This window comes from Roseivivax halodurans JCM 10272 (assembly GCF_000521785.1).
Taxonomy (GTDB): Bacteria; Pseudomonadota; Alphaproteobacteria; order Rhodobacterales; family Rhodobacteraceae; genus Roseivivax; species Roseivivax halodurans.
The window spans coordinates 1-7,025 of record NZ_JALZ01000076.1 but is presented as its reverse complement, the minus strand read 5'-3'; the positions used below and the strand labels follow the sequence as shown (position 1 = coordinate 7,025).

Annotated in this window: 7 protein-coding genes and 1 pseudogene; 5 read left to right on the top strand and 3 right to left on the bottom strand. The window is 64.6% G+C overall.

Going from position 1 to position 7,025, the window contains the following annotated elements; translation table 11 throughout:
• Nucleotides 1-219 precede the first annotated feature (219 nt).
• Complete coding sequence (locus OCH239_RS20905) at nucleotides 220-1,575, bottom strand: GntP family permease (RefSeq protein WP_037267294.1); 1,356 nt, start codon at nucleotides 1,573-1,575, stop codon at nucleotides 220-222.
• A gap of 437 nt (nucleotides 1,576-2,012) precedes the next feature.
• Between OCH239_RS20905 and OCH239_RS20900 the strand changes: the two genes are divergently transcribed.
• The 3 genes from OCH239_RS20900 (at nucleotide 2,013) to OCH239_RS20890 (ending at nucleotide 5,037) form a co-directional block, all read left to right on the top strand.
• Nucleotides 2,013-2,396, top strand: coding sequence for a hypothetical protein (locus OCH239_RS20900; protein ID WP_051489705.1), 384 nt, complete (start codon nucleotides 2,013-2,015; stop codon nucleotides 2,394-2,396).
• Nucleotides 2,397-2,404: 8 nt separating this feature from the next.
• Nucleotides 2,405-4,609 (top strand): pyrroloquinoline quinone-dependent dehydrogenase, encoded by a 2,205-nt coding sequence (locus OCH239_RS20895; protein ID WP_037267292.1) that lies wholly within the window; start codon nucleotides 2,405-2,407, stop codon nucleotides 4,607-4,609.
• A 230-nt stretch (nucleotides 4,610-4,839) separates the two neighbouring features.
• Nucleotides 4,840-5,037 (top strand): VOC family protein, encoded by a 198-nt coding sequence (locus tag OCH239_RS20890; RefSeq protein WP_051489704.1) that lies wholly within the window; start codon nucleotides 4,840-4,842, stop codon nucleotides 5,035-5,037.
• A 30-nt stretch (nucleotides 5,038-5,067) separates the two neighbouring features.
• Here OCH239_RS20890 and OCH239_RS20885 read toward each other — a convergent pair whose 3' ends face one another.
• Together OCH239_RS20885 and OCH239_RS23220 are read right to left on the bottom strand one after the other, a co-directional pair.
• Nucleotides 5,068-5,283 carry a YjiS-like domain-containing protein gene (locus OCH239_RS20885; protein ID WP_037267291.1) on the bottom strand — a complete coding sequence of 72 codons (216 nt, stop codon included), beginning with the start codon at nucleotides 5,281-5,283 and terminating at the stop codon, nucleotides 5,068-5,070.
• Nucleotides 5,284-5,740: 457 nt separating this feature from the next.
• Entirely contained in the window at nucleotides 5,741-6,061 is a 321-nt protein-coding gene (locus tag OCH239_RS23220) for a RidA family protein (protein ID WP_162150046.1), read from the bottom strand.
• A gap of 127 nt (nucleotides 6,062-6,188) precedes the next feature.
• Between OCH239_RS23220 and OCH239_RS22440 the strand changes: the two genes are divergently transcribed.
• Together OCH239_RS22440 and OCH239_RS23665 are read left to right on the top strand one after the other, a co-directional pair.
• Entirely contained in the window at nucleotides 6,189-6,359 is a 171-nt protein-coding gene (locus OCH239_RS22440) for a helix-turn-helix domain-containing protein (protein WP_084782763.1), read from the top strand.
• Nucleotides 6,360-6,620: 261 nt separating this feature from the next.
• Nucleotides 6,621-6,926 (top strand): annotated as a pseudogene (locus OCH239_RS23665) (tyrosine-type recombinase/integrase); the annotation flags it as partial.
• Nucleotides 6,927-7,025 lie beyond the last annotated feature (99 nt).

The following is a 7,025-nucleotide window of genomic DNA, read 5'->3' as shown; positions in this document are numbered from 1 at the left end:
TTTGCGTCCCCTCGACAGGTTGGCCAGCCGTGACGATCCGGGACAAAGCGCCCCGGATCTCGATCCGCATCCCGTCCCACGCGTCCGGATCTCCCCACAGACACACCTCATGTCGGACCTATGGGGAAGGGCGCTCGGCAATGTGCCGTGCGTGGCATAGGCTGGATATCCGGGATGCGTCCGCGCGCTCCCGGCGGTCAGGCCTCCGGGAGCCGATTCTCAGAGGATCAGACTCAGGATCCAGATCGCCAGGATTCCCGTCACGCCTGCGATCCCGGATGAAACCGTCTGGAGCTTGTAGGCCTGCGGCGTCGACATTCCCGAGAATTGGCTGACGACCCAGAAGAAGCTGTCGTTCGCGTGACTGACGGTCATCGACCCTGCGCCGATGGCCAAGGTCACCAAGGCCAGTCCGGTCGCGCTGTCGAGACCGAGGCTGCCGACCAGGGGGGCAATGATCGCCGCGCTGGTGACGATGGCGACAGTGGAAGAGCCCTGCGCGGTCTTCAGCGCTGCGGCCAGAAGGAACGGCAGGAAGATTCCGAGGCTCGTCAGCACGAGGCTGTCGGACAGGAACCCGGTGATCGGCGTGCTTCGCAGGACGCTGCCGAGCGCGCCGCCGGCGCCGGTGATCAGGATGATCGGCCCGGCCACGCGAAGCGCCCGTCCGACCGCATCCTGCGTGAGGCTCGGCCCACGCGTACGCGCCGTCACCAAGAATGCCGCCGCGACGCCGAGCAGAAGCGCTGTGTTCGGATTGCCCAGGAACTGCAGGAATGAGGCGATCATGCCCTCCCCGAGGACGGCGGCCGCCAGAGAGTTCAGCGCGATGAGCGCGATGGGCAACACGATCGGCAGGAACGCCTGCCAGGTCTCCGGCCGGGCAACCCGATCGCCGTCCGAAGGCGGCGCGGCGTGACCCTCGGAGGGATCCTCGATCGAGACGGTATCGGGATCGATGAAGATCCGTTCGCCGACGGTGACCGCGAAGAGATACGTGGTCACGAGCACCGGGATCGTGACGACGAGGCCGAGAAGGATCACCAGTCCGATATCGGCGTCAAGCTCGCCCGCGGCGGCGATCGGGCCTGGCGTCGGCGGGATGAAGACGTGGGTGGCGTAGAGGCCCATGCTGAGCGCCACCGCGTAGGTGGCCATCGACCTCCCGGACCGGCTCGCCAGCGAGCGAGCCAGAGGCGAGAGCACAACGTAGCCGCTATCGCAGAAGACCGGGACGGACACGACCGCGCCGGTGAGGCTCATGGCCATGACGGAGCGGGCCTTGCCGACGAGCCCGATGATGGCGTCGGCCATGACCTGTGCGCCGCCACTGCGCTCGAGCACCACGCCGATGATCGTCCCCGCCGCGATGATGATGCCGATGCCTCCGACGGTGCCACCGAAACCCTCGACGATCGCTGCCACGACGTCCCCGGGGCTCTGCCCGGCGAGAAGGCCGAGGCCGTAAGCCGCAGCAAGCAGGGCGAGAAACGGGTGCAGCGCGTAGCGTGCAGTGGCGACGACGATGAACACGATCGTCACCACGAGTAACAGTACGAGTAGCCAGCCGGCCATTGGACGCCTCCCTTGGAATTACCTTGGTCCAACCGGAAGATGCCGGCCGCGTTCCGCGCTCGCGGCTCCGGGTGCGCCAATCGTCGAAAAGATTTGGGGCAACGACGACCGGCGAGCACGGACCCGGCGCCATTCCGGCCGGCCTCCACGGCGTGCTGACCCGCGCGAGAGCAGGGCCGACAATCGTCGGCGCGCGGAGTACGCTTTGCAACTCTGGCGGGTTTTCTCGGAACAAGCCCGCTGCCGAGATGTTTCACAACAGATCAGCATTTCGTGAGGTGGCGTGAGCGACAGCACATTCTGCACAGGCCGCTCGGTCCGCTGGGGTTTTAAGGCTGCTCGGGCAGGCGGGCGGATAATTCAAGATTTACCGCTTCCGACATGCTGGTCTCGCGCGGCCTTTTTCAGGCTCGACCCAATGACCGGGAGTTTTCCAGATGTCACATTCAACCACAGCACCCCCCAAGCGGAAGGCGGGAGCGTGGGCCGTCAAGGCCGTTGCCGTCGTCCTCGCATTCATCGGGATCGTTTTGCTCGGCGGCGGCGTCTATTTGATCCTGCTCGGGGGCAGCTGGTATTATGCCGTCGCAGGTGCCCTTCTGCTGGCCTCGGGGGTCTTTCTCTTCCGGATGGATCGAACGGGCGTCCTGATCTACGCGGTGACGTGGGCGATCACACTCGCCTGGACCGTCTGGGAAATCCAGTTCGACTGGTGGGCCTGGGTCCCGCGCATGGTCGCACCGACCGTTCTCCTCGTTCTCGTCCTGCTCTGCCTGCCCGCCCTCGGCGCGCGCCGGTCGGCTCCCAATCAAGTCGCGTGAGGTCCAGCATGACAGCCAACAGATACCCCCTCCTTGCCGCAACCGCTCTCGCAACTCTGCCGCTCATGGCTTTCGCTCAGCAGGAGGCGGGCGATGCAGCTTCGGAACAGCCGACCATTGAAAGCGCCCCCGAGGCCGGTGAAGGCCCGTCTTCACCGCAACCCGGACAGGATGACCGGGAAGATGAGCAGCAAGACGCAACATCACCGGAAGGTACGCAGCCGGAGGCCGGGCCTCAGGGCGCCGCGCGGGAAAGCTCGCCACAGGATGGCGCATCGGATGCTCAGGCGCTCGCCGAACCGCAGGACCTTCCGGAGGTCGGAGCGGATTGGCCGTTCTGGGGCGGAGATGCACAGGCCACGCGGTACTCTCCGCTCGACCAGATCACCCCCGGCAACGTGGATCAGCTCGAACGCGCGTTCGAATACCACACCAACGACATGCCCGAGGGAACTGCCGAGGGGAAATACTCACCGGAAATCACGCCACTGAAGCTCGGCGACGACGTGCTGATGTGCTCGGCGATGAACATCCTCATCTCTATCGACGCGGCCAGCGGCGAAGAGAACTGGCGCTACGATCCCGGCGTGCCCAACGAAGCCATCCCCTATGGGGCGACCTGCAGGGGCGTGTCCATCTGGACCGATCCGGAGGCCGCGGAGGACGACATCTGCAAGACGCGGCTCATTCAGGCCACGCTCGATGCCAAGATCATCGCCCTCGATGCCGAAGAGGGTGTGCCCTGCACGGAGTTCGGGGAAAACGGCATGATCGACCTCTGGGAGGATCTCGGCCAGCGGGTTCCCGGCTGGTATGCCGTGACCGCGCCACCGAGCATCGTCCGCGGCGTCATCGTCACCGGCGCTCAGGTGAAGGACGGTCAGGCCGAGGACGCGCCCTCGGGGGTCATCCGGGGCTTCGACGCACGGACCGGCGAGCTGGCATGGGCCTGGGATCTCGGCGCGCCCGAAGAGAACCGCGACGGCCCACCCGAGGGTGAAGTCTATACGCGCGGCACTCCGAACATGTGGACCACCGCCGTGTCCGACGAGGAGCTTGGATACGTCTATCTCCCGCTCGGAAACAGCTCTGTCGACTACTGGGGCTCCAACCGTTCGGAGGCGGAGAACGAGTTTTCCACGGCGCTCGTCGCCATCGACGCCACCAGCGGCGAAGTCGCCTGGTCGTTCCAGACCGTCTATCGCGACGTCTGGGACTACGACCTCGGCTCGCAGCCGACGCTCGTCAATTTCCCGCACGACGGAGATACAATTCCGGCGATCATTCTGCCGAGCAAGCAGGGCGACATCTACGTCCTGAACCGAGAGACCGGAGAAAGCCTGCATCCCGTCGAGCAGTACCAGGTGCCCAGCCGCGGGAACGTGGAGCCCGAGTATCTCTCCGAAGAGCAACCGACCAGCACCTACCATACGCTGCGCTTCGATCCGCTCGAGGAGCGGGACATGTACGGCATGTCGCCCCTCGATCAGCTCTATTGCCGGATCCAGTTCCGCCGGGCCAACTACGAGGGTTTCTTCCAGCCCCCGACCGCGGATGCGCCCTACATCCAGTATCCCGGCTACAACGGCGGGTCCGACTGGGGATCGGTCGCGGTCGACACCGACCGAGGGGTGATCGTTGCGAATTACAACGACATCCCGAACTACAACCAGCTGATCCCGCAGGAAGAGACGGACTGGCCGATCATCACCGACGGCGGCGAGAGCGGCGAGGGTTCCGGCAAGGGCGCTCCGCAAGAGGGCGCGCCCTATTCGATCCGCATCAACGCGGGCTGGCGCTCGCCGATCACCGGAATGCCTTGCACCCAGCCGCCCTATGGCGGGATCCGGGCGATCGACCTCGAGACCGGCGAGACGCTCTGGGACCGTCCCATCGGAACGGCCCGCCGGAACGGTCCGTTCGGTGTCGCGTCGCACCTTCCGTTCACCATCGGCACGCCGAACAACGGCGGCTCGGTCGCGACTGCGGGCGGTCTGGTCTTCATCGCCGCAGCGACAGACAACCTGATCCGCGCAATCGACATCGAAACCGGCGAGACGCTCTGGACGGATGTTCTGCCGGCAGGCGGCCAGGCCAATCCGATCACCTACGAGGCGGACGGGCGCCAATACGTCATGATTGCGCCCGGAGGACACCATTTCATGGAAACCGGGGTGAGCGACGCGGTGATCGCCTACGCCCTTCCGGAGTAATGCATAGACAGCATCAAGCCGCCCCGGCGATCGCGGGGCGGCGCCGAGCGCCGTGGCAGTGCTGTCGTGCGCCCTGCGCGACCATCCGCGCCGCCGCGTCGAGCCCTTTACTCCCTCAATGCGACATCAGCACGAGGTTACGAGCGGCTCGGTAGCGAAGAAAGAAAGAGCTGCGCCCCAAGCCCCATGGTCCAGGCGCCTGCTCATTTCGTGCGGGTGAACAAAAGGACGTGGATATTCAGCAGCAGATCGCGGCGATGACCCTCGGAAGTCCAAGTCTCGAGAGACCGACTAGTTTCTCCAAGGAAGACTTCGACTCGACCCCGGCCTTCGAGAACAAGGAAATCGCCTTCTACCAGATGAAGGGGCTTGTTTTCCGAACATGGCTGAAGGCCGCGCTCGAGGAAGCCTCTAAAATGCTGAACTAAGCTGCGCAGATTAGGCGGAAGGCGTCCGGCTCACGCCCGGCCGTAGGCCGCTTCGAAGGCGACGTCCTCGATGCTCACGCGCGCGATGCCGATGTCGGCGAGATCCCTGTCTGTCATGCGTGCGAGTTCGCCGTAGACGCGGGTGTATTCGCGGCGCCGCGCCCGTTCGCTGCGGAGAGTGTCGAGGTATGCCGCGACGCGGTCGCGAAGGCCGGCCCGTGCCGGCGCGAGGGTGATATTGGCCATGGCTGGCTCCTGTTATGCTTGGTTTATCGCTAACAGACAGATGGCCTTCATGCAGCGCCGCAACCACGCCCATGACGTGGATGCCGCGTTGCAGCATAAGCATGGCATCGGAGTCGGGCCGTGGTCGATGGCGCGAGGACGAAAACGCATTCCGTAGTCTGCACAGGGTTTTAGCCCGGACCCCCGGCCGACCAAGCGGTCTATAGTTTCAATCTTACAAGCGCGACCGGCTCAGCCAGTACATTTAAGATGCGTCTGTGCTGGCGTTGCAGTCGCCAGGGTGAGATTGAGCGAGATCCCTGCCGCAATCCGCTAAAGGGCAGATGCGATGAACGTCATGCGATATCCATGATATTATCGACATATCTTCGGGTAAACGCTCACGCTTTCAGCATAACCTGAAGCTCCATCTCGATGAGCAGTCCCGGACCGGCCGGTGAAGCGACGCCAACCCCGGTCAAAGGCGCGTAGCGCCATCGCAGAAGGCTTTGAACTTCGCGACAGTCGTAACCAATCGGGCACCGTCGAAGTCGATCACGTAGATCGGAGCCATCACGAGGTCATCTGTCGTGGCGTCCAGTGCCGCCAATGCCGACATGGCCGTCTGCGTCACATCGGCGGCCTGTGTTTCAAAACCTTGGGCGACGGCTTCGGCGCTCGCCACCTGTCCCGAGACGAACGCCATGCGCCCCGGCTGCGCGATGGAGATCTGCGCGTAACCCACGGCGCTGGTGTCGGGCAGGTCGGCCGGGTCGAGGCGAGTGATCCTGTTCGCCATCGAGAGGCTCCTTGTCATCTGGCGGGCGTCCTCTCTGGCCCTCGGCGCGTCAGTGCAGACAGATAGGGGCCATTCATTTCGGCGGGAAGTCCGACAATTAGCTGAGACTAATGAACCGGAGTCATGGATGGCACGCGACCGCCTTGATACCCTTGCAGCCCTGCGAGTGGCGGCCGAGCGGGGCGGCTTCACCAAGGCCGCGGCGGAATTGGGCCTGACACAGTCGGCGCTGAGCCACGCGATCCGGCGGGGCAAGGCGGACATCGGTCGGCGCTTGTTGTCGCGCACCACGCGCTAGGTCGCGCCGACGGCTGTCGGCGAAGCATTGCTCTCGCGCCTCGGCCCCGCGCTGGACGAAATTTCGGCGGCTCCGTCGCAACGCGATGCCGGTACGGACCAGCCGTCAGACACGCTCCGACTGACCATGGGCTGCGATGCGGCCGAGCTTCTGACGACGGACCTGGACGACCACTTGGCGCCAGTACCGGGGTTCTATCTCATTTACTCGTCTCGTATCGACCGCGATGTCCGTCTTCCCAGACGTGCTTCGATCTCGGCTTGGGTGAATCGGCCGGAGATGATCGGCTGCGCCTTCCTGTTCCCCAACTGGTTTCATGGCAGACCGCACATTTCTACGCGACAATAGGCGCGGCTCGTCCGAGAGTGGGTGACGACCATCGGTCCCGAGCCGAGCGGCTACGGCACGCACTCGTTGAGGCGCACCAAGGCTGCGCAGATCTACCGCAAGACAGGCAATCTTCGCGCGGTCCAACTCCTGCTCGTTCACACCAAGGTGGACAGTACGGTCCGGTACCTGGCCGTCGACCTTGAGGATGCTCTGAGCATCCTCAAGGTCGACAATTGATACCTTCGGCGAACAGTGCACGCCGTTCGCAAGCCGAGACCGGACGCGCGAGGACCTACGTGCCGACGTGGGCTTCGAGCCCATCCTTCCGGATGCTAC

Bases quoted from the DNA above. Each gene is read 5' to 3' on its own strand.
- OCH239_RS20905 (WP_037267294.1), bottom strand. From the start codon at position 1,575: ATGGCCGGCTGGCTACTCGTACTGTTACTCGTGGTGACGATCGTGTTC.
- OCH239_RS20900 (WP_051489705.1), top strand. From the start codon at position 2,013: ATGTCACATTCAACCACAGCACCCCCCAAGCGGAAGGCGGGAGCGTGG.
- OCH239_RS20895 (WP_037267292.1), top strand. From the start codon at position 2,405: ATGACAGCCAACAGATACCCCCTCCTTGCCGCAACCGCTCTCGCAACT.
- OCH239_RS20885 (WP_037267291.1), bottom strand. From the start codon at position 5,283: ATGGCCAATATCACCCTCGCGCCGGCACGGGCCGGCCTTCGCGACCGC.
- OCH239_RS23220 (WP_162150046.1), bottom strand. From the start codon at position 6,061: ATGGCGAACAGGATCACTCGCCTCGACCCGGCCGACCTGCCCGACACC.
- OCH239_RS22440 (WP_084782763.1), top strand. From the start codon at position 6,189: ATGGCACGCGACCGCCTTGATACCCTTGCAGCCCTGCGAGTGGCGGCC.